Source organism: Bacillus sp. D48C, from assembly GCF_053345735.1.
Genome location: NZ_JBKFAQ010000003.1, coordinates 49,418 through 71,321, shown reverse-complemented (window position 1 = coordinate 71,321; position 21,904 = coordinate 49,418). Strand labels below are relative to the sequence as shown.

At 34.9% G+C, this 21,904-nt stretch carries 18 protein-coding genes; 5 read left to right on the top strand and 13 right to left on the bottom strand.

Annotation, left to right across the window (positions count from 1 at the left end; translation table 11 throughout):
* Positions 1-4: 4 nt before the first annotated feature.
* A complete protein-coding gene (locus ACLBXA_RS09245) occupies positions 5-577 on the bottom strand; it encodes a TetR/AcrR family transcriptional regulator (RefSeq protein ID WP_000074952.1) in 573 nt (190 codons plus the stop codon).
* 169 nt (positions 578-746) lie between these two features.
* Here ACLBXA_RS09245 and ACLBXA_RS09240 point away from each other — a divergent pair, with 169 nt between their 5' ends.
* The gene (locus ACLBXA_RS09240; RefSeq protein WP_002083531.1) at positions 747-2,300 is read left to right on the top strand and encodes an ABC-F family ATP-binding cassette domain-containing protein; all 1,554 of its coding nucleotides are present in this window, start codon (positions 747-749) and stop codon (positions 2,298-2,300) included.
* A gap of 41 nt (positions 2,301-2,341) precedes the next feature.
* Here ACLBXA_RS09240 and ACLBXA_RS09235 read toward each other — a convergent pair whose 3' ends face one another.
* Positions 2,342-3,217 carry a TetR/AcrR family transcriptional regulator gene (locus ACLBXA_RS09235; protein ID WP_000659642.1) on the bottom strand — a complete coding sequence of 292 codons (876 nt, stop codon included), beginning with the start codon at positions 3,215-3,217 and terminating at the stop codon, positions 2,342-2,344.
* A gap of 140 nt (positions 3,218-3,357) precedes the next feature.
* Here ACLBXA_RS09235 and ACLBXA_RS09230 point away from each other — a divergent pair, with 140 nt between their 5' ends.
* Positions 3,358-6,474 (top strand): efflux RND transporter permease subunit, encoded by a 3,117-nt coding sequence (locus tag ACLBXA_RS09230; RefSeq protein WP_001033480.1) that lies wholly within the window; start codon positions 3,358-3,360, stop codon positions 6,472-6,474.
* A 28-nt stretch (positions 6,475-6,502) separates the two neighbouring features.
* On the opposite strand, the gene msrB is transcribed toward ACLBXA_RS09230, so the two are convergent.
* The 6 genes from msrB to lytS form a co-directional block, all read right to left on the bottom strand.
* A complete protein-coding gene (gene msrB, locus ACLBXA_RS09225; RefSeq protein WP_447617178.1) occupies positions 6,503-7,468 on the bottom strand; it encodes a peptide-methionine (R)-S-oxide reductase MsrB in 966 nt (321 codons plus the stop codon).
* 101 nt (positions 7,469-7,569) lie between these two features.
* Entirely contained in the window at positions 7,570-8,604 is a 1,035-nt protein-coding gene (locus ACLBXA_RS09220; protein WP_001166012.1) for an AI-2E family transporter, read from the bottom strand.
* A gap of 323 nt (positions 8,605-8,927) precedes the next feature.
* Entirely contained in the window at positions 8,928-9,620 is a 693-nt protein-coding gene (gene lrgB, locus ACLBXA_RS09215; RefSeq protein WP_000168869.1) for an antiholin-like protein LrgB, read from the bottom strand.
* A gap of 35 nt (positions 9,621-9,655) precedes the next feature.
* The gene (gene lrgA, locus ACLBXA_RS09210) at positions 9,656-10,087 is read right to left on the bottom strand and encodes an antiholin-like murein hydrolase modulator LrgA (RefSeq protein WP_000104901.1); all 432 of its coding nucleotides are present in this window, start codon (positions 10,085-10,087) and stop codon (positions 9,656-9,658) included.
* Between the two features lie 132 nt (positions 10,088-10,219).
* A complete protein-coding gene (locus ACLBXA_RS09205) occupies positions 10,220-10,960 on the bottom strand; it encodes a LytR/AlgR family response regulator transcription factor (RefSeq protein WP_000921846.1) in 741 nt (246 codons plus the stop codon).
* Positions 10,938-12,707, bottom strand: coding sequence for a two-component system sensor histidine kinase LytS (gene lytS, locus ACLBXA_RS09200; protein WP_000933557.1), 1,770 nt, complete (start codon positions 12,705-12,707; stop codon positions 10,938-10,940). Before lytS ends, ACLBXA_RS09205 begins: the two co-directional genes overlap by 23 nt.
* Before the next feature lie 324 nt (positions 12,708-13,031).
* Between lytS and ACLBXA_RS09195 the strand changes: the two genes are divergently transcribed.
* Entirely contained in the window at positions 13,032-14,330 is a 1,299-nt protein-coding gene (locus ACLBXA_RS09195; protein WP_001103416.1) for an MFS transporter, read from the top strand.
* A gap of 52 nt (positions 14,331-14,382) precedes the next feature.
* Here ACLBXA_RS09195 and ACLBXA_RS09190 read toward each other — a convergent pair whose 3' ends face one another.
* On the bottom strand, positions 14,383-15,951 hold the full coding sequence (locus tag ACLBXA_RS09190) for a BCCT family transporter (protein WP_001242450.1): 1,569 nt from the start codon (positions 15,949-15,951) through the stop codon (positions 14,383-14,385).
* 359 nt (positions 15,952-16,310) lie between these two features.
* Positions 16,311-17,381 carry a nitric oxide synthase oxygenase gene (locus tag ACLBXA_RS09185; protein ID WP_000005086.1) on the bottom strand — a complete coding sequence of 357 codons (1,071 nt, stop codon included), beginning with the start codon at positions 17,379-17,381 and terminating at the stop codon, positions 16,311-16,313.
* Between the two features lie 216 nt (positions 17,382-17,597).
* On the opposite strand from ACLBXA_RS09185, the gene sodA reads away from it, so the two are divergent.
* Complete coding sequence (gene sodA / locus ACLBXA_RS09180; protein ID WP_000094037.1) at positions 17,598-18,224, top strand: superoxide dismutase [Mn]; 627 nt, start codon at positions 17,598-17,600, stop codon at positions 18,222-18,224.
* Positions 18,225-18,312: 88 nt separating this feature from the next.
* Here the strand turns inward: sodA and ACLBXA_RS09175 are convergent, their stop codons facing one another.
* Positions 18,313-19,200, bottom strand: a complete 888-nt coding sequence (locus ACLBXA_RS09175; RefSeq protein ID WP_003310130.1) for an NAD-dependent epimerase/dehydratase family protein — start codon at positions 19,198-19,200, stop codon at positions 18,313-18,315.
* A 102-nt stretch (positions 19,201-19,302) separates the two neighbouring features.
* Complete coding sequence (locus tag ACLBXA_RS09170) at positions 19,303-19,893, bottom strand: AmiS/UreI family transporter (RefSeq protein WP_000542567.1); 591 nt, start codon at positions 19,891-19,893, stop codon at positions 19,303-19,305.
* 371 nt (positions 19,894-20,264) lie between these two features.
* Between ACLBXA_RS09170 and ACLBXA_RS09165 the strand changes: the two genes are divergently transcribed.
* Positions 20,265-20,666 carry a hypothetical protein gene (locus tag ACLBXA_RS09165; protein WP_001128270.1) on the top strand — a complete coding sequence of 134 codons (402 nt, stop codon included), beginning with the start codon at positions 20,265-20,267 and terminating at the stop codon, positions 20,664-20,666.
* Between the two features lie 568 nt (positions 20,667-21,234).
* On the opposite strand, the gene galE is transcribed toward ACLBXA_RS09165, so the two are convergent.
* Positions 21,235-21,904 (bottom strand): UDP-glucose 4-epimerase GalE (gene galE, locus ACLBXA_RS09160; protein ID WP_447617177.1); only part of this gene is annotated, 670 nt, incomplete at its 5' end.

Genomic DNA, 21,904 nt, shown 5'->3' with positions numbered 1-21,904 from the left:
TCACTTACATAAGAAGCGATTTTGAAATAAACTCTACATGTACCTTAGCCAAACCTTGTAGTTCTTCAAACGTTTGGCCACTTCTGCAATAATGTGCTACAAATCCATGTAATGATAAAAAAACAGACCATATTATCATCGCATTTAATTCCCCATCACATAAAAAAGAAATAACCTTCGCAAATTTTTCATAACTAACATTAGGACTATTTGCCAAACACTCTTTTAATTCGGCATCTTTAATTAAAAACATAATTTCATAATGACTCTGATTTCTTAGACCAAATTCAATAAAACCGAATAAAACTGCTCTTAGTTGCTCTTCTCTCGATAACTTTTGATTACAAATTTCATCTAACTTTTTGTTTAATAATTGAAAATCCTGTTCCACCATTGCGTAAAATAGCTCTGCTTTGTTTTTAAAATGATAATAAATCGAACCATGGCTATATCCAAGTTCTGTTGCAATTTTGCGCATTGAAGTATGTTGATATCCTTGTGCTATAAATAGCTCCCTAGCTACATTCATAATCATTTCTCTTGTTAGTTCTTGTTTAACTGCTTTCCTTGGCGACATATTTCATACCTCACACATATAATTAACCACTGTTCAATTATATTATATATTTTCAGAAAATTAATGCAACCCTTTTTTTGAAAAAATATACATTTTGAAATGATGGCATTATATGAAAGAATTTAGTATCATGATTCAAGGTACTATTTCAAGTTGGACGGAGGATACTATGAGCTTATTAACAGTTGAAAAATTAGGACATACATTTGGCGATCGTACATTATTTAAAGATGTATCTATGCGATTATTAGCAGGTGAGCACGTTGGATTAGTTGGTGCAAACGGTGTTGGTAAATCAACATTTATGAATATCATTACTGGTCAGCTTATTCATGACGAAGGTCGTGTAGAATGGACACCAGGCACACATTACGGTTACTTAGATCAGCATACGGTTTTAACGCCTGGACGTACAATTCGTGACGTACTAGCGGATGCATTTTTACCGTTATTCGAAAAGGAAACAGCTTTAAATGAAGTTACAGAAAAAATGGGAACTGCTACACCAGAAGAACTAGAAGAACTTCTTGAGCAAATGGCAGAAATACAAGATGCACTTGAAGCAGGTGGTTTCTATTTACTAGATATGAAAATTGAAGAGGCTGCACGTGGTCTTGGAATTGATGCTATTGGTTTAGATCGTGATGTTTCAGCACTAAGTGGTGGACAACGTACAAAAGTATTGCTTGCAAAGCTATTACTTGAACAACCAGAAGTGTTATTGCTTGATGAACCTACTAACTATTTAGACGTTGAACATATTCATTGGTTAACAACTTATTTAAAAGAATACCCACATGCATTCTTATTGATTTCTCATGATACGGAATTTATGAACAAATGTGTTGATGTTATTTTCCATCTAGAATTCACAAAAATGACACGCTATACAGCGACATATGAAAAATTCCTAGAACTAGCAGAAATCAATAAAAATCAACATATAAACGCTTATGAAAAGCAGCGCGAGTTTATCAAAAAGCAAGAAGACTTCATTGCAAAGAACAAGGCTCGTTATTCAACGACAGGTCGTGCAAAGAGTCGTCAAAAACAACTTGATCGCATGGAACTTATTGATCGTCCGGAAACAGCAATCAAACCTGAATTCTCATTTAAAGAAAGTCGTGCAAGTAGTCGCTTCGTCTTTGAAGGTGAAAATGTAGAAATCGGATATACACATCCGCTACTACCAAAGTTATCAATGACAATTGAGCGTGGTGAAAAAATTGCTATTGTTGGATGTAATGGTGTTGGTAAATCAACGCTACTAAAAACAATCTTAGGTAAAATTAAACCTTTAAACGGTAAAACAAGTCTTGGTGACTTCTTAGAGCCTGCATACTTTGAGCAAGAAGTTAAAGCTGATAATATAACACCAATTGATGATGTATGGAATACATTCCCTGGCCTAGACCAGCATCAAATTCGTGCGATGTTAGCGAAATGCGGATTAAAAAATGAACATATTTCTCGTCCATTAAGTCAATTAAGTGGTGGAGAACAAGCAAAAGTTCGTTTATGTAAGCTAATGGGTGAAGAAAGTAACTGGCTACTATTTGATGAGCCGACAAACCATCTTGATGTTACAGCAAAAGAAGAACTTAAGAAGGCTATGAAAGCATATAAAGGAACAATTCTCCTTGTATGTCACGAACCGGAATTCTATGAAGATTGGATCACAAAGGTTTGGGATGTAGAAAAATGGTCTCAAAATAGTAAGTAATCTTTAATAAAAAACTCCTTGTGTAGACAAGGAGTTTTTTATTAAGAATTTTTTATATTGTAGTATCCTATAAGGCGTAAGCGAAATTCTTTTAATTCCGGATAAACCTCTAAATTTGCTAACATACCTCTAATTACCGGAATTCTTGGATTAAGCAATCGCATTTCCGCCTCTAAAACATCTAATGTTACTAGCAGCTCATCGTCCTCTAATTGATCAGCTAGAGTACGCTTAAATCCAATAATTTCTTTTAAAAAATGCTCTTTAACCTGTTCCTTAATGAGCTCTGATTTACAAAGAAATTCTCCAAGCTTTTCTTCGTGTAAAATAGGTTCTTCCGAAGATTCTACCAAGCCATCTACTAAATTATCTACTCTTTTTAAAATAAAAGCAGAGACGTAAGATAAATCAATTTCTGTTGCTTGTAAAATAATTAATTCTAAATACCCACGGCATATGCCTTCCACCATAATTACTAAATCCAATAAATATGGCATAATCTTTTCACCATAAATGGACAATAAACTATTTCGATAAAATGCATGAGACTCTAACTTCATCCGCATCATAAATTCTTCCACTTCTTTATTAAACGGAATCGCATTTTCTCTCGCATGCATAATAATAAACTCTTTATGCTTTTGTATATCATTAAACTGACAATGTAATTGTTTTGCAAATTTTTCACGTGGTAACAAAGACTCTTGCTCAATATCCAGCATTTTCTTTTGAATTTTGTCATAATAATATCGAAGTGTCGCTAATAAAAGCTCATCTTTTGATTTAAAATATAAGTAAAAAGCTCCCTTAGATATACCACTAGCTGTCACAATTTCCTGCACTGATGTCGCATTTACACCCTTAGTAGCAAATAACTTCATAGCCGATTCTATAATTAAACGCTCTTTTTCTTTCATATCTTCTCTCCTAAATTTAATCTCGCATCTTATTATGGATTTATTATACCATCTCTTTTTATTGACGATTGACCAACTGGTCAGTTATATTATGTATTAGACTGACCAGTTGGTCAATATAATACAAAGGGAGCGCAAACATGAACAAAATCATCAATTTCTCGTTAAAAAATAAGTTCGCAGTTTGGCTACTAACCATTATTGTTACTATTGCGGGAATTTACTCTGGCCTCAATATGAAGCTGGAAACAATTCCTGATATTACAACACCGATTGTGACAGTAACTACGGTCTATCCTGGTGCTACACCAGAAGAAGTAGCCGATAAAGTTTCAAAGCCGATGGAAGAACAACTACAAAATTTAAGTGGTGTTAACGTTGTTAGCTCATCATCTTTTCAAAACGCATCTTCTATTCAAGTAGAATACGATTTTGATAAAAATATGGAAAAAGCAGAAACAGAAATTAAAGAAGCTCTCACAAATGTAAAGCTCCCTGACGGTGTTAAAGACCCTAAGGTTTCACGAGTAAACTTCAATGCTTTTCCTGTTATTTCGTTAAGCGTAGCAAGCAAGAATGAATCTTTAGCTACCTTAACTGAAAATGTAGAGAAAAATATTGTACCGGGCTTAAAAGGACTTGATGGTGTTGCATCTGTTCAAATTGCAGGTCAACAAGTAGATGAAGTACAGCTCGTCTTCAAGAAAGATAAAATGAAAGAACTAGGACTAAGTGAAGATACTGTAAAAAATGTAATTAAAGGATCGGATGTATCTTTACCACTTGGCCTATATACGTTTAAAGACACGGAAAAATCAGTTGTTGTAGATGGCAATATTACAACGATTAAAGCATTAAAAGAACTCAAAATCCCAGCTATACCTTCATCACCTAACGGTCAAGGTAGTCAAAATGCTGGCGCTGGTGCACAAACGCCGCAAATGAATCCAGCTGCTATGAACGGAATTCCAACAGTTACATTAGACGAAATTGCTGAAATTAAAGAAGTTGGGAAAGCAGAATCCATTTCTCGAACAAATGGAAAAGAAGCAATTGGAATTCAAATTGTGAAGGCCTCTGATGCAAATACAGTTGATGTTGTAAATGCAGTAAAAGATAAAGTAAAAGATCTTGAGAAAAAATATAAAGATTTAGAGATCATTTCAACATTCGACCAAGGTGCACCTATTGAAAAGTCAGTTGAAACAATGCTAAGCAAAGCAATTTTCGGTGCTATCTTTGCGATTGTTATTATTATGCTGTTCCTACGAAATATTCGAACAACGTTAATCTCTGTCGTTTCAATACCACTTTCGTTATTAATTGCTGTTTTAGTCATAAAGCAAATGGATATTACGCTTAACATTATGACGCTTGGAGCAATGACAGTTGCTATAGGCCGTGTTGTTGATGACTCAATTGTTGTTATTGAAAATATTTACCGACGTATGTCGTTATCAGAAGAGAAATTGCGCGGAAGAGATTTAATTCGTGAAGCTACGAAAGAAATGTTTATTCCGATTATGTCTTCTACCATTGTGACAATCGCTGTATTCTTACCGCTAGGACTTGTAAAAGGTATGATTGGTGAAATGTTCTTACCATTCGCCTTAACTATTGTCTTCGCTTTATTAGCATCGTTACTAGTGGCTGTTACAATCGTACCAATGCTTGCCCATTCCTTATTTAAGAAAGAAAGCACGAGGGAAAAAGAGGTACATCATGAAGAGAAACCAAGCAAATTAGCAAATGGGTATAAACGTATACTTGAATGGGCTTTAAATCACAAAATTATTACATCTAGTATTGCTGTCCTTCTATTAGTTGGTAGTCTCGCACTTGTACCGGTTATCGGTGTAAGTTTCTTACCTTCTGAAGAAGAAAAAATGATTATCGCAACATACAAACCTGAACCAGGTCAAACATTAGAAGACGTTGAAAAAATTGCAACGAAAGCTGAGAAGCACTTCCAAGATAATAAAGACGTGAAAACAATTCAGTTCTCATTAGGTGGAGAGAATCCAATGAGCCCTGGTCAAACAAATCAAGCTATGTTCTTCGTTCAATATGATAACGACACGAAAAACTTCGAAAAAGAAAAAGAAGAAGTCGTGAAAGATTTACAAAAAATGTCTGGAAAAGGTGAATGGAAAAACCAAGACTTCGGAGCAAGTGGCGGTAGTAACGAAATTAAACTATACGTTTACGGAGATAGCTCAGAAGACATTAAGCCTGTCGTAAAAGATATTCAAAATATCATGAAGAAAAATAAAGACTTAAAAGATATAGATTCTAGTATTGCAAAAACATATGCAGAGTACACTTTAGTCGCAGATCAAGAAAAGCTGAGTAAAATGGGCTTAACGGCTGCTCAAATTGGAATGGGACTTTCTAATCAACATGATCGCCCTGTTCTGACAACAATTAAAAAAGACGGTAAAGATATCAATGTATATGTAGAAGCTGAAAAACAAAATTATGAAACAATCGATGACTTAACAAATCGCAAAATTACAACACCACTTGGTAATGAAGTAGCTGTAAAAGATGTTATGACTGTAAAAGAAGGTGAAACATCGAATACAGTAACACACCGAGATGGCCGTGTTTATGCAGAGGTTAGTGCAAAATTAACATCTGATGACGTTTCAAAAGCATCTGCTGCAGTCCAAAAAGAAGTAGATAAAATGGATCTTCCTTCTGGTGTAGATGTTTCTATGGGCGGTGTTACTAAAGATATTCAAGAATCATTCAAGCAACTTGGCCTAGCGATGTTAGCTGCGATTGCCATTGTATACTTCGTTCTTGTCGTTACATTTGGCGGTGCCCTTGCACCATTCGCAATTTTATTCTCGCTACCATTCACAATTATTGGGGCCCTTGTTGCCTTATTAATCTCTGGTGAAACATTAAGTGTATCTGCAATGATTGGGGCGCTTATGTTAATCGGTATCGTTGTAACAAACGCAATCGTGCTTATCGACCGCGTTATTCATAAAGAAAATGAAGGTTTATCAACACGTGAAGCTTTATTAGAAGCTGGTGCAACACGCTTGCGTCCAATTTTAATGACTGCAATTGCAACAATCGGAGCTCTTATCCCGCTTGCATTAGGATTTGAAGGTAGCGGCTTAATTTCTAAAGGACTTGGTGTAACAGTAATTGGTGGATTAACAAGTTCAACGTTATTAACACTTCTTATTGTTCCAATTGTTTATGAAGTATTAAGCAAATTTAAAAAGAAAAAAACAAAATAGCAAAAAAATAACCTCGCTAACTGCGAGGTTATTTTTTATTTCCAAACAAGATTAAGAAATCGCCATAACCTTCTTTCTCTAATTCCTCTTTTGGAATAAATCTAAGAGCTGCGGAATTAATGCAGTAACGAAGCCCATTCGGTCCTGGACCGTCTGGAAATACATGCCCAAGATGCGAATCTCCCTCTTTACTTCTCACTTCTGTACGTGTCATATTATGACTCACATCCATCTTTTCTTTCACACTTGCTGACATAACTGGTTTTGTAAAACTAGGCCATCCACATCCACTATCAAATTTATCTAGAGAAGTAAACAACGGCTCACCTGAAACGATATCTACATAAAGACCTTCCTCTTTATGGTTCCAATACTCATTTCGAAATGGTGGTTCTGTACCATTTTCCTGTGTTACATAAAACTGCATCTCATTGAGTTTTTCTTTTAAATGAGCATTATCCTTTGGCCAATGTTCCTTAATAAAAGCATCTCGTCCTGAGCCTTTACGATATAACTCATAGCGGAATGTGTTTTTCTTATGATATCCTTGGTGATATTCTTCAGCTGGATAAAATGTAGCTGCTCGTAGTATTTTTGTCGCAATTGGTTTTGAAAAGCGTCCACTCTGCTCAAGCTCTTCTTTTGAGGCCTCAGCTTTTTTATGTTGTTCTTCATTATGATAAAAAATCACCGTTTCATAAGACTGCCCGCGGTCGTGGAATTGTCCCCCAATATCAGTCGGATCAATTTGTCTCCAATATATATTTAACAATTCCTCATACGGCATTTTATTTGCATCAAATGTAATTTGTACTGCTTCATAATGTCCTGTTGTTTCTGAGCACACTTCTTTATACGTTGGGTCCTCTTTATGACCGCCTGTATAACCTGAAACAACCTGTATAATTCCCTCCATCTCTTCAAATGGAGAAACCATACACCAAAAACACCCTCCAGCAAATGTAGCCAATTCTACCTTTTCATTTACAGCCATTACTTCACCCCTATTCTATATTCTCCTTACAGTATGGCATAAGAAACATAATGTTATAAAAGAAAAAGCATCGAACATCGATGCTTTTTCTCTACTTCACTTTATTTTGTTCCAACATCCTTCTCCATTTCATCACTTGTCACATCTAAGACATCTAATAAGAAAATGAAAATTGGAATACCGATAATCAGTCCCCATACACCTAAGAAGTGCTCTGAGAAAATTAATACCATAAAAGTATAGAAAATCGGTAAATTTGTTTTTTGCGACATAAACTTCGGATTTAATACGTAACTTTCAAGCGCATGAATAACTGTTACGATAACTAAAATATAAACAACGTACATAATACCGCCAATATTGTAAGCAATCATACAAAGTGGGAATAACGAAATGATAACCCCCGCTACTGGAATTAAGCCAAGCAAGAAAATCATTAACGCTAAACCTAATAATTGTGGGAATCCTAATATCCATAATGCGATAACTGAAAGAACACAGTTAACAACAGCAATTAAAAATTGCGCTTCGATTACCTTTCCAAATGAACGTGCAAATTTCTTTCCGAAGTACTCAATTTCAGTATAGAAAATTGCAAGCCTGCTTTCTTTAAACTTTACAGTAAAACCAACAATACGAGATTTTTCTAGTAAGAAAAACAAACTCAAAATTAAAGAAAGTAAAACTTGAAGGCCAAATTTACCAACATTCGTAATCGATTTATACAAAATGTCTACGCCTTGTCCTACATATTTAGAAAGCTCCATATGATTGACAGCATTAACTGCATACTTAATTAGTTCACTATCTGGTGGGTTTCTTAAAAATACATTGAATTGGTAAATCAATTGTGAAATTTGTATCGTTAATACTGGTAAATATTTAAATAGCGTAATAGCAATTCCACCAATTAACATTACATATAGAAATGCTATAATAATTTTTCGATTAATAGGCATGAAATGATCTAATTTGCGGGAAATAAACTTTTGGAATCGATCCATTAAATACGTGAGAATAAACGTAATTAATATTAAATTCAACATACTTTGCAGCCCGTATAACACGAGAGCAAGTATTACTAATACGAGTAACCTCTGAAATCCTTTGCTTTGAAACAGGTTTTTTATTTGCATAATCGACGAATACTCTCTCCTGTCCTATAAACTAAAACGTTAATAAGTAGATTTCTCTCTTTTCTACTTTTAAATTATTCATTCATATTAAGATTTTTATAAACTCATTATATGCCTATCTTAACAGGTATATAGTAGATTACTTCTTATTTTACAATACAATGACCTAATTCAAAACGTATTCTACATAGTATTAATGAAGATTTAAGGAAACTTACATTTTTTTAAATAGGTCTTACCACTACTGTAACATAAAAAGCAAGCTATCAGTAGAAATCTGTCCTACAAATAGCTTGCTTTTCTTATTTTTTAAGTAAGTTTTACTATCCAATGAATGGCATAAACATTGGGATGACAACTACTGTTACAACCCCAACTACCGTTACAGCAATACTTGCCATCGCTGCCTCTACCTCACCCATTTCAATTCCTACTGCAACTCCTAATGCATGGCCCGCTGTTCCAAGTGCTAAACCTTTTGCAATCGGATGCTTAACTCTAAATGTTTTTAAGAATAATGCCCCTAATGCGTATACGATAACTGCGTTGAAAATAACTGCAAACGATGTAATTGCTGGAATACCACCAATACTTTCTGAGATTGGTAACGCAATTGCTGTTGTTGCTGCTTGTGGTAGCATTGAATTCATTACTGCTGTATCTAAACCGATTGCTTTTGCAACAATGAACACGACAATTACTGAGCAAATAGATCCCACCACGATAGCCGATAAAATTTGCCACCAATATTTTTTCAACTTATCCACTTGCTTGTATAGTGGGATAGCGAATGCAATTGTTGCTGGTTCTAAGAAGAAACTAATCATTTTTCCGCCAGTATTATATTCTTCAAAAGTAAAGTTACCTACCTTTAGAAAGACAATCCCTAATACCATCGCTACAAATAATGGTGTAAATAAGAAGAATCCTTTTGAATGCTTGAATAATAACGTTCCGATCCCGTATGCGATTAATGAAACGACGATTCCGAAATATGGAGTCATTGTGCTTGCCATATTCATTACCTCCTAACAATATATAAATGCAATGGTTACGCAACCTTTCCGTGCTTGCGTCCTTTATTTACTACTTTCAATTCTTTTGTATCTTCTGTTTCTTTTTCATCTTTTCCTAAAATAAATTGTGCAAATAATCCTGTTACAGCTAGTAAAATAACTGTTGCTACAACAATTACAGTTAAAATTTGTACAAAATATTGTCCCATTACACCAAGAGAATTAATAACTGAAATACCTGATGGGACGAAAAGGAATCCGATAATACCTGTTAAAGCTGTTCCAAGTGATTCAACTTGCTCCAATTTAATAACTTTTAAACATAATAGACTAAATAAAATAACTAACCCGATTACCGATGAAGGCATCGGAATTGGTAAATGTGTTGCAATAATATTAGAAATTAACATAATAGCTGAGAATATGAATGCTTGTGATAAGAAACTGTATACTTTTTTCGTACTCATTTTGGCCACCTCTTTCGATTTGGTACCTTTATTGTATAAGATGTAAGTAACGAGGTAAGCGTTTACATAACGGAACGTCAAATATACAGAATCAGTTACAAATATAAAAGGATGAAATACAAAAGCTGCTTCTTAAATACGAAGCAGCTTCTTGAGTTCTTTGGCATATGTACGGCTAACAGGTACTTTCGATCCTTCTTTCATGATTAAATTATAAGTAGAATTGAACCATGGCTGAATTTCAGTAATATGATTAATATTTGCAATAAAGCTACGATGGACGCGCATGAAGTTTGCTTGTGGTAACTTCTTCTCTAAAATTACAAGTGTATCATGTGTTACATATGTTTCCCTCATTGTTTTTACTGTTACTTTCCCATCTACAAGCCCTACATATATAATATCTTCAATATTCACAAGTACGATTGATTCTTCAATTGGTAATGCTAATTTATGCATCTCTGCTGTTACATCTGTCCCCTTTATTTCGTGCTTCGTTTCTATTTGCGCTTGTTTTTGTTTTTTATACTTCTTTAATGTTTGCACAATACGCTCTTCATCAAATGGTTTTAAAATGTAGTCTAACGCATCTACTTCAAATGCTTGCAACGCATATTGATCATAGGCAGTAGCAAATACAATTGCAGGTGGATTTTTCATCTTCTTTAATATATTCGCGATTTCAAATCCGTTATCATCGGATAATTGAATATCTAAAAATACAATATCTGGTCTACATTGCATTAGTTCTTCTAATGCGTCTTCCACACAATCAGCCTCACCAACTATCTCAACTTCTTTCGTTCTCTCTAATAAATACTTTAGTTCATCACGTGCTAACATTTCATCGTCAACTACTAATACTTTTAACACCTGGCTCTTCCTCCCCTACTTTTTTTGGAATAATAAAGGTAATCTCCGTCCCTTTATTTAATTCACTTTCGATATGAAGCATCATTTCTTTCCCAAATAACCCAATAAGACGTTCATTAATATTATATAAAGCTGTTCCAGTCCCTTTCTTTGAAGAAACTACCATCTTTCCTAATTGTTCTAAACGTTCTTCCTCAATTCCCTGTCCATTATCTTTTACTTCAAAGTGAACCATACCCTCTTTTTCAAAAACATGCACTTCCACTTCACACACTGGTTGCTTCTTCGGAAAAGCATGTCGCAATGCATTTTCAACCAATAGTTGAAGAACAAATGGTGGTACTAAAGTTGTCTTTAGCTCATCCTCAATATACATCTTTACCTCATACTTATTTGGGAACCTTGCTTGTTCTAGTGATAAGTATGCCTGTACATGGTTTAATTCTTGTTCCAGTGGAATCAATAACTGACGTGCTCCTTGCAAATTACAACGGAAATACACGCTAAGCTGTAATAATAACTTCCTTGCTTTTTCTACATCTGTTCGGCATAAAGCTGATACTGTATTAATCGCATTAAATAAAAAGTGCGGGTTAATTTGCGCTTGTAATGCTTTTATCTCCGCATCTTGAAGTAATTTACTTTGCAACTCAGCTTCTCCTAACTCTAACTGCGTGGAGAATATTTTTGCTAACCCTTCTGCTAATTCTTCTTCAACGCGACTTAACTGGTTAGAATTTTTGAAATACAGTTTTAATGTCCCTATCGTATTTCCATGTGAAGTTAGTGGAATAACAATAGCGGCTTGTAAGGGACAGCCTTCATGTTGGCAATTAATAACCTCACGTGATTTCGCCTTCATTATTTGCCCTGTATGTAAAACTTCTTTTGATAAACCAGTTATTAAACTATGTGAAGGAATATGGTGATCTGATGCTAATCCAACGTGCGCTAATATTTTCTCTGTATCTGTTAAAGATACCGCATCTGTTCCTGTAAAGCGGTGAATAATTTGTGCCACATGCTTACACGATTCTTCTGTTAAGCCTTGACGAAAATACGGTAACGTTTTATCAGCAATACGCAATACTTTATGAGTCTGAAGTGCTTTTGCATTCTCCTCCTGACGCAAAATAGCTTGTATCATAGAAAGTAAAATAAAACTTCCAAAACTATTTACAAGAATCATCGGTATCGCTATTGTTTTCACAACGCTAATTCCATCCTCTATAATTAATAAAATCATAAGCATTTCTAAAGATACGATAAAAATACTTAAAACTGCTGAAAACTTAGGAGTAATTGTACGGTTATATTTTTTGAAAATATATCCGATATAACCAGTTATAATCCCCGCTAAAATAGAAGAGATTGCGCAACTTAGCGCTGTCGTACCACCAAGCATATAACGATGAATACCAGCAATAAACCCTACTCCAATCCCTACGATAGGGCCACCAAGTAAGCCGCTAATACCAACACCCATAATACGCGTATTCGCAATTGTACTTGACGAAGAAACACCTTGTAACCAATTTTCATTCATAATTGTATTTCCCGCTATTTCAATCCCAGTGTAATTGCTTACAATTGTAAATACCGAAAAAATACAAATAAGCTTAAGCTTATCTACATAGCCATCCTGTTTATGAAGGAGGCGCCTGAAAGTTTTAATATGAGAGAGTAAAAATCCTAAAATAACTATAAGTCCGACTCGTTCAATCATCATGAGTACTAAATTTAGCATCTTTGATTCATTCCTTTTTATTTAGTTAGTTTTATTATGGGAAAATAATGAAGCCGACGTCAAGAAGAACGAAATGTTTTTTGAAATATTTCACACATAATAACTTCCTCTTTATTTGACAATCCAATAGAAGAGTGCTAAAAATAAAGTAATATAATACAGTCCTTTAACCCAACCCCGTGAGGTTGAGAAGGAAGTCGGAATACAATATACGTATGTTCTTTTTTGGGGATACGTATGCTTTTTTGGCCTTCTCATCATATCAGGTGAGAAGGCCTTTTGTTATTCTTCCATAGCGACTGTAGAAAATAAGGAGGAGTAATAATGAACGTCACTACTGATGTACAACAAACAACAGAGGAGACGAAAGCGAAAAGGTATAAAACATTATTTGGTTCTGCGCTAGGATATGCAGCAGAAGGTTTAGATATGTTGCTATTATCTTTCGTACTTGTCTATATTTTAAAAGAGTTTCACTTAAGTCCTGTTGAAGGTGGAAACTTAACATTAGCTACCACAATAGGGATGTTAATTGGTTCTTATTTATTTGGATTTATTGCTGATTTATTTGGCCGTATTCGTACAATGGCCTTCACAATCTTACTGTTTTCACTAGCAACCGCACTCATTTATTTCGCAACAGACTACTGGCAATTATTAATTCTTCGCTTTTTAGTTGGAGTGGGAGTTGGTGGTGAATTCGGAATCGGAATGGCCATTGTAACAGAAACATGGTCTAAAGAAATGCGCGCTAAAGCGACATCTGTTGTTGCACTTGGATGGCAATTTGGTGTACTGATTGCTTCACTCCTTCCAGCATTTATTGTCCCACACTTTGGATGGAGAGCCGTTTTCTTATTTGGATTAATTCCAGCTTTACTAGCTGTCTATGTCCGTAAAAGTTTAAGTGAACCGAAAATATGGGAGCAAAAACAACGCTACAAAAAGGAACTATTGCAAAAAGAAGCTACAGGTAAATTAACAACTACTGAAGCAGAACAACTAAAACATATAAAAAAATTCCCACTTCGAAAATTATTTGCCAATAAAAAAGTAACAATCACAACAATCGGTCTTATTATTATGTCGTTTATCCAGAACTTCGGATATTACGGCATCTTCACATGGATGCCAACTATTTTAGCAAATAAATATAACTATACATTAGCAAAAGCGAGTGGCTGGATGTTCATTTCTACCATCGGTATGCTAATTGGAATTGCAATCTTTGGTATTCTGGCTGATAAAATTGGTCGTCGTAAAACTTTTGCAATTTATTATATTGGTGGTACAGTATACTGTCTCATTTACTTCTTCTTATTCACAGATTCAACATTATTATTATGGGGAAGTGCATTGCTTGGATTCTTTGCAAATGGAATGATGGGAGGGTTTGGGGCAATTTTAGCTGAAAACTACCCTGCTGAAGCTCGCTCTACCGCAGAAAACTTTATTTTCGGTACAGGACGTGGGTTAGCTGGATTTGGGCCTGTTATTATCGGCTTACTCGCTACAGGCGGCAACCTGCTTGGAGCATTGTCCTTGATTTTTATCATCTATCCAATCGGGTTAATTACAATGCTAATATGTGTACCAGAAACAAAGGGAAAAGTATTAGATTAAACGTAAAAGAGGAAGCATCTTATTTAAGATGCTTCCTCTTTTACGTTTTTATTTATTTTGATTTACTAGCCTTCTGAAATAAGAATGCAGTTTTATCTTCTTCTTTTACAATACCTTGTTTTAATGCTAATTCTCCCGCAACTTTAGGCGCTAACCATAGCATTGGGAATAATAAAATTGATACCGGAACTGCCGTCACTACGATAAACGATTGTAGCGCATTAATACTTCCTTCACCCATATATAAAAGAATTGCTGCAACTGCTCCCATAATAAGCGACCAAAAAATTCGCAAACTAATTCTAGGATCTCCGTCTCCAGTCACTGCCATTGAAATGGAATACGCCATTGAATCTCCTGTTGTCACTACAAATAAAATTGTTAATAAAAGAAATGCTGGTCCAATAATATTAGAAAGTGGCAATTGCCCTGTAATTGCAATCATAGCTGCCGGCATACCAGATTCACTTAATGCGTCCGAGATAGAACCAGGATTCATTAACTCATAAAACACACCTGATCCACCTAATATAGTAAACCAAAACGTTGTAATAATAGGTGCGATAATTCCAATTGCAACGATGATTTCTCGAATCGTTCTCCCTCTTGAAATTCGACTCACTAAAATTGCCATCATTGGTCCGTATCCAATAAACCATCCCCAGAAAAAGATTGTCCAAGATCCTAACCAACTTGTATCACCACGGTATGTGCTCATCGGTATAAACTCACTTACATAAAATCCAAACGAAGAAACAAACGAATCAATAATAAATCCACCTGGCCCAAATAGTAATATGAATGCCATTAACAAAATTGCTAATCTAACATTTAAATTACTTATAATTTGAATCCCTTTATCAATACCTGTTACTGCCGATATGGTAGACACGGCCACTACACAAACAATAATTGCCAATTGAGTAGTAAACACATCAGAAATTCCAAATAATTCTTGTAATCCATAACTTGCTTGTAAACCTAAAAATCCAATGGGGCCAATTGTACCTGCAGCTACTGCAATAATTGCAGCTGCATCAATTATCGTTCCAAGCAGGCTCTTTCTTAATTTTTCCCCAAAAATAGGATATAAAAGCGTTCGAGGTTTTAGCGGCATACCTTTATGATAATGTCCATACATCATAACTACCGCACTAATTGTACCTAAAATCGTCCATGCTAAAAATCCCCAATGCATATAACTTTGTGCTAAAGCAGGCATGACTGCTTCTTTCGTTCCAGCAGATATACCATCATGTATTGGTGGCACCGTCATCAAATGGTACATTGGCTCTGCTGCTGCCCAAAAAACGCCACCTCCGGCAAGTAATGTAGACATAATAATAGCAAGCCATTTTGCCGTACTAATCTCAGGTTTTTCTAATCCCCCAAGTTTAACTCTCCCATATTTGGAGAACGCCATACACATCGCAACAATAAATGTACCTAATAATAAAACTTGCCAGAAGGCACCAAAATATTTAATTGAAAAAGCGAAACTGTTATTAATCGCACTCTCTACATAATCCTTGTTCAAAAAAACTGCAATTACAAATAATAAAAGTGAACCACCGCTAATAATAAATACAGGCCAATCAGTTTTTCGACTCTTCATCCTCATTTACAATTCCTCCTTCCTCAGCAATCTAAAAAAACAACTTTATTATGTTTTATTGTTTAAACCCAAAACACAATAATTATATATGCATAACATTTTATCGACTTCCCACATACTTATGTTGTCCCTAAAAATATGCCAAATCCCTTATTAAAAAGAAAAAATCTCTTTCTCTTACATAAAAAAGCAAAACAAAAGACCTTATATTTCTATAAGGTCTTCGAAACAGAAATTTGATTATAACATAAGGAACTCCTTGGTTCAAAAATCCTCTTCCAAAAATAACCGAGAGTAAAGGCTTCCATTTGCTACATAACAGTAATTAAAAAAATTATATTTTGCAGAAAAAACTGCACTAAATATTATTTATGAAAGAAATTTGGCTTCAAAATTTCATTCGGATACGGTTTGTGATAAATATGAGTGGTAGCTGGAGATAATGGTGGAATAAGCCACACCCAATTACCTGTTACAACACGACCACAAGCAGCTTCTTGCTTCTCAAATTGCTGAAATTGTTGTGCAGCAGTATGATGATCAACAATACTAACTCCTTGTTTTTTAAAAGAGTGTAGTACGGCAATATTCAACTCAATTAGCGCCTTATCCTTCCATAACGTACCGTTTCTCGATGTATCTAAATCCATCATCTCCGCAACAGCCGGAAGTAAATTATAACGATCATGATCCGCTAAGTTGCGCGCCCCAATTTCTGTTCCCATATACCATCCATTGAACGGAGCAGCTGTATAAGAAATACCGCCAATTTCTAAGCACATATCCGAGATCATTGGAACCCCATACCATTTTGCTCCAAGTGATGAAATAGGGTATTCTGGGTGTTCAATTGGCACTTCTTTTACTTCTTTCCTCGGAATTTCTTTATATGTAGGCGCCTTCCCGTTTATAGAAAACACAAGTGGCAATACATCGAAATTCGTACCTTCTCCTTGCCAGCCAAGCTCCTGACAAAAGTCCGTAAATGTAGCGGAATGAGAGTCACCGATCACTCCCATTTCTGTTTTATATCCTGCATATCGAATCAATTGGTGATTATAAATTCGTATATTATTTTCCTCACCTTGATATTGCTTAAAAATCGTAATGGTTGGTTTAACTTTCCCGTCGTTCGTTGCATATTTAATATGATGAATTAATGCATTATATACACCCTCTTCATCATTTACTTCGCGCGCATCTAATATGTGCATCTTACTCCAAAATAGTCTTCCAATACATCTATTACTGTTACGCCATGCCATTCGTGAACCATGAACAAGTTCTTCAAATGTATGCTCATATGTCCCTGTCTTCTCTACCTCAATTTGAATTTCTTTTATACGTTCTTCTATCAATTGTTCTTTATGAAGCTCTTTATAACAAATCGTAATAAAATTACTTGCTTCCTCTATTAATTGTTTCGTTTCACTCATAAACAATCTCCTTCTATTTCAACAAAACCCTGATACTTTACAGTATAAGCAAAAAGGATAGGAGTCACAAATGAAAGCGAGAGTGTTACTTTTATTGTAATATTTTTCAGAAAATTAACGAACTTACTATTGACTTCCATAGAAAATGAGTGTATTTTTGACTCAGGTAAAGTTTTTTTACCTAGACCAACTTTTGAATAGAAAGGAGGGAATGTTATGTCTTCATTTCAATTGCCAAAGCTTTCATATGACTATGATGAACTAGAGCCACATATCGATAGCAATACACTTTCCATTCATCATGGAAAGCACCATGCGACATACGTAAACAATTTAAATGCTACTTTAGAAAATTATACTGAATTACATAATAAATCTTTAGAAGAATTGCTATGTAATTTAGATGCTTTACCGAAGGAAATTGTTACAGCTGTACGAAATAACGGTGGTGGTCACTATTGTCATAGTCTTTTTTGGGAAGTGATGAGCCCACGAGGTGGCGGTGAGCCTAATGGAGACGTTGCAAAAGTAATTGATTATTATTTCAATACCTTTGACAACTTAAAAGATCAACTTTCCAAAGCAGCTATTAGTCGTTTTGGAAGTGGCTATGGATGGCTTGTTCTTGACGGTGAGGAACTCTCTGTTATGAGTACACCAAATCAAGATACGCCTTTGCAAGAAGGAAAAATCCCCTTACTCGTAATTGATGTATGGGAACATGCTTATTATTTAAAGTATCAAAATCGGCGCCCCGAGTTTGTTACCAACTGGTGGCATACAGTAAACTGGGACCAAGTAAACGAGAAGTATTTACAAGCAATTCAATCGCAAAAACATTAGTCGTACGTATAAGGTAAATTTGGTAATGTAAAATCAGTATTGTCGAAATCCTCCAGAATCCCCCGGATTGCCACCGGGGGATTTATGATTACTTCATTGTATTTATATAATGTTTTAAAACATTTTTTATTTCTATTTTCAGCTCTCGGAACAAAAATCCAAATTCACGAGCCTTTCCATTATGTAACGTACAGTTAGTTACCTCATTATAAGGAGCTATATTTTCCCCAGCTTCCTGGATAAGTGCTTTTATTCCCGTCTTCTCTTCTATGAAATGAATAATTTCTTCCGTAGAAACTACCCCGTTACTACAGGCGTTAATTGGTCCTTTCACATTTTCCATTCCGCACCAAGCTAGAAACTCTCCTGCCTCTTTTTCATGTATAAATGACAAATTTCCATCTACATGATCCACAACGATAGGGTTTTGGTTCACAACACATTCAACGTAAAATTGTAACCTTTTCGTATAATCATTTTCTCCAATAACAACTGGAAAACGCACTGCAACGACTGGGAATGTTGCATATTGAAATAAAACCGCTTCGGCTAATCGCTTTCCTTCACTATAATTAAAATCATTCCTATCTCCATATGTAATTGCATATTCGTATGGATTAAAGTCCTCTTCTAACAAGCTTAATGCAGGTTCATAGACAGCCATTGAAGATGTCATAATATACTTCTTCGTTTTTCCTTTCAAAACTTCACATACCATTTTCGCTGCATTTGAACTATAGCATAAATTATCGTATACAATATCATAACTTTTTCCTTCTAGACGCTCTTCTAGTAGTTTTCCATCTTCTCTATCGACAATTATTCTTTTTACTGCGTTACCAAAAGAATCTTCAGTAACTCCCCTCGTGGCAATTGTTACATCGTGTCCAGCTTGCAAAAGGTACTCTACTAAATGTTTACCAAAAAATCTTGTTCCTCCTAGCACCAACACTTTCTTCAATTTCATCATCCCCATTTTTGCAATTTATAAAATACTACTTCTTTTATTATAAAAGGCTACTATAAAAAAAAGCATGAAATCAGTTTAACGATTCCATGCTTTTATGCAGATAATATATTAACGGACTCTATATTTAAAAATACAATAACAAAAGTACAAAATAGAAATTACTGATACATAAACCCATAGTTCATATACAAATCCCTCTCCCCACACTCCCATAAAATAAAATAGTGAAGGTAAAGTCAATGTTACCCATGATTGTACGAAGGCGATTCGTCCGAGATATTGATTAATATTCTTTTTTTGTGTATTTAGCACAAAGAATAAGTACCAAAGTAATGCCCACATAAACCATGTTAACGCATTAACAACATCATGAAATTGAACAAATGAAACAACCATATAGAATAAGGCTATAATTGCTACCCAAATACAAAACCATCCTAGACCACTACTATCCATTCCCTTTATAAAAGTAACACCTACATATAAATAGGTTAATCCAAATAAGAAAGTAGCCGCATATGAATACACTGTCCAATTGCTTTGGTCAGAAATCATGATCAAATAAAACGGAATAATAATTTGTAGTGCACCCACAAATAAATTAAAAACACCCGCACTTTTCATCTCTGCTTTCCCTAATATAACAAGACTATTTAAAAATAAAGCTGCCCCTGAAAGTAATAATCCTACATAACCCATATATACTCGTGTGAAAATCTTTACCTTTCACACTTTTAACCTCCCCACACTATAAAGTGATACTTATATTATTTTTCTTCCCATTTAAAACTACATACATAATTTTTCATCTGTATAAGTCAGACCTCCTACCTTAAAAAGGAGCGAACTTAAAACGCTTTCAATAATAAATAATCCTATCAAAACATGAACTAGGATTCCTTGATTATAAACGGACTCTAGCGATGATACAAGTGTTGGAATACATTTCAATAATACGCTTTCAATTTCCATAAAAAATGAATAAAATAATACATTCCTCTATCTCATTCTACTACCTTCTAGCATAAGATATTGTAAAATCCTATCATTTTAAGAAAGGTTTGATATTTATGCCTCTTCATTATCCAAATCATTCTGTTTTTCACTCTACAGGTGTATTAACAAGAGAACCTGCAACTATTTCAGCGGTCATAAACATTGTAAATTTAGATGCATATTACGCTCACTATGTAAATATAGAAGTGTGGGATTGGTCTAATTATTCTAATCCTGTAAAGTTACCTGTATTAATTGGTGAAAATGCAGAAGTAGAATTCCCATATGTTTTACAAGGCAATCATCTCGCAGTCTTTTATGCTAATTTAGATGAAACTATTGATTTGTATGAAATACGTATTTCTTATCCCGCTCACTCCAATATTATTGCAAATTGTTTCGGACGAAGTCTCCCACCATATACAAGTCAAGAGGGAAACACAGTATATCACAAACAACTTGTTCGAATTCATTAATTCCTCCTATTATGTAATAGGTGTTGGTCCGTAATACATTCTTTCTTATGAGAAAATTGTATTACGGACCTAAAACGCGATAGTAACCCTTAACAGTTTTTGATTGTTTCAAATCCTCAATTTTGTATAAGGAATAGGCTTGAATCAAAACCTTTAATTTCTTTTAATAAATTTACATATGCTCGCTGAAATTGCTCTTGTGTTGCTGGCTGATCATAAAATAAAACTTTAATCAGTTGGGGTTTTACAGGCAGTTGATCCCTCATCTATATCCTTTCCGATAATTTTCCTTATTTATAACAATACCTTTGTAGCACTTTTCAATCTTTATTCACTTACTACTAGGCTATATTAAATACACTTTCGTTCTAAGACGAGAAATAGAGCGCATACTTAATAATCAATACCTTTACTAATATTGAAAGTATCGATTCCTACACGTGTTGCCAGTCAAATATTCCTATAAAACAGGGAACGTTCTTTTCTAGGTTAGGTAATAAACTTAATAAAAAATGAATATAAAAAATGACCTCTTGCTTTTAAGCAAAGGTCATTTTTTTATTCATCATTAAACTTCTAAATAGCCATTTTTATTATTTGATTGCCATTTCCAAGAATCTGCACACATCTCTTCTAATCCGCGTGTTGCCTCCCAGCCTAATTCACGCTTTGCTTTCGATGCATCAGCAAAACATACTGCCACATCACCTGGGCGACGCTCTGTGATTTTATAAGGAACTTTCTTGCCCGAAACTTTTTCAAATGCTTCAACCATCTCTAGTACACTATAGCCCATGCCTGTGCCCAGGTTATAAGCATCTACTCCTGTTGTACTCATTACTTTCTCAAGCGCCTTTACGTGACCATTTGCTAAGTCCACAACATGGATGTAATCACGGACTCCTGTTCCATCTTTCGTTGGATAGTCATTTCCGAATACACTTAATTCTTTTAACTTACCTACTGCTACTTGCGTTACATATGGCATTAAGTTATTTGGGATTCCATTTGGATCTTCTCCGATACGCCCACTTTCGTGTGCACCAAATGGATTGAAATAGCGAAGTAATGCGATACCCCATTCTGCATCTGCAAATGCTACATCACGCATAATTTGCTCAATCATTAATTTCGTTTGACCATATGGATTTGTTGCACTTAATGGAAACTCCTCCGTAATCGGTGACGTTTCCGGGATACCATATACAGTTGCAGATGAACTAAAGATCATCTTCTTT